This window comes from Arthrobacter sp. FW306-1B-F12A (assembly GCF_058781865.1).
Window position 1 is genome coordinate 1 of record NZ_JBYSXD010000102.1, and the last position, 2,061, is coordinate 2,061.

At 62.5% G+C, this 2,061-nt stretch carries 1 protein-coding gene; it reads left to right on the forward strand.

Annotated elements, in window-relative coordinates; genetic code table 11:
• Nucleotides 1-455: 455 nt before the first annotated feature.
• The gene (locus tag AC3WJU_RS22380; RefSeq protein WP_492260917.1) at nt 456-1,724 is read left to right on the forward strand and encodes an amidohydrolase; all 1,269 of its coding nucleotides are present in this window, start codon (nt 456-458) and stop codon (nt 1,722-1,724) included.
• Nucleotides 1,725-2,061 lie beyond the last annotated feature (337 nt).

Here is a 2,061-nt window from a genome sequence, read left to right on the forward strand (position 1 = left end):
TAGCTTGTGTTGTAGACGAGGGCCTCCGGCCATGGGAAGCCTTTACCGCAACGGAGGAGTTTGCTGCCAAGGGCGCGGGAGTCGGCCGTGGCGCGGAGGAGCCCGTCAGCGGCCACGGCACACATTTATCCGGCATCCAGTGGGCACCTCGTTCCCGCTTGACCGAAGACACCCGGGGAGGGCGACGATGCCTCGAATCAAAGTTCACATGGAGAGCGCCTGGGCGGTAGCGGTGACTGGATTCGCTCTCAATCAACCCGAAAGGCCATGACCGGGGATCCGCTGCCTCGTGCTGCAGATTCTCATGTTGGGTACCCGGCGGAGCACTTGAAGGGGGCCGTGCCTGGGGGAGACTTTGGCAAACCAGTGCAGATCTTGAAGCGACAACGGGTTTACCCGGGACAAACAAACTGATCACCGTAGCAGGTGATCAGAAGACGAACAGGAGTAGACGGATGACATTATTTGAAGCAACCCGCCGTCCGTTGACCGTTGACGGCGAAAGGATGAGGGAACTCTACCGCTGGTTTCACTCCCATCCGGAGTTGTCGTTGCAGGAACACAACACAGCCGCGCGGATCGAACAGGAGTTGGACGACATCGGCATAGCCCACTTCCGCTGCGGGGGCACGGGGGTGGTGGGAGTCCTTGAGAACGGGACCGGTCCGGTCGTTGCTTTCCGCGCTGACATGGATGGGCTGCCGGTCAAAGAAGATACCGGGCTGGGCTATGCAAGTGCTGCCCGCGCTGAGTTGGCGGGAGACAACGTTCCCGTCATGCACGCCTGCGGACACGACGTCCACATGACCGCCCTCTTGACCGCCGCGCGCGTACTCTTTTCTTCGCGCGAGACCTGGTCAGGAACGGTCGTGTTGATCTTCCAGCCGGCCGAGGAAATCGCGGCCGGCGCACGCGCAATGATTGAGGACGGTTTGTGGGACCGGGCCCCCAAACCGGCCGTTGTTTATGGTCAGCATGTGATGCCCCTGGCTGCGGGGAGCGTCGGGTACGCCTCCGGTCACACAATGACACTCGCTACCAGTTGGCGCGTGTCGGTGCTCGGGCGTGGCTCGCATGCCTCGCAGCCCCACGCGTCCATCGATCCGATCACCCTCGGTGCGCACATTGTGACCAGGCTCCAGACAATCGTGTCCAGGGAGATCGACCCGCGGAAGCCTGCGGTCGTCACCGTCGGCACTTTTCACGCCGGAATCAAAGAGAACGTCATCGCTGATGCTGCGGAGCTCACGCTGAACTTCCGGAGCTTTGACCCGGATGTTCATGAGCAGATGCTCTCAGCCGCCAGGCGTATCATCAGGGCGGAAGCTTCGGCATCTGGAGCTCCGGAACCGCAGATCGAGGAGCTCTATCGTTTCCCCCGGATCTACAACGCACCGGAGGCGACGGAGGACCTCATGAGCGCATTGTCCGGCCGGCTGGGCGCTGACGCTGTTCGCCGCATCCCTCCGATGATGCATTCGGAAGATTTCGGGCTCCTCTCAGAGGCCATCGATGTCCCGGCCGTTTATTGGTTCATCAACGGGTACCAGCCTGTCCTGCCTGACGGGGATCCAGTGCAGAACCACTCACCTCAATTTGCGCCCGCGATTGGGCCTGCCCTCGACATTGCAACAGAAACAGCGCTGGGATCGATCTTGATCGGACTGGGAGCCGATCCGGCGGCAGTCGGCGACTTCGACAGCATCGGCGCGGCCCTGGGGTAACGGGGGGCGCGTCCAATACGCCGGCCTTGAGCGGCGGCCGGGACGGTAATTTCTGATGCCGCTCGCGCATGCGGGAGTTCATCGGGACACGCCCGGCCGAGTCAGACAACCCTGGTGGCATTGATGCCGTGGGTCGGGGGACCGAATCAGATTCCCGGGTTGGGTCGCCCAGCTTTACGAGTTGGTGTCTTGTTGCATCGGAAAGCGGCCCCGATTCCGTCCAGCTCGCCGCGGAACAGCATCACTATCGTCCCCGGGGTCCGCAGCCTGGCGCGCGGGAGCGGGACTTCGGCTGCTCGGCCCGGTCGAGAACACGACGAACGAGTTGATACGTCTG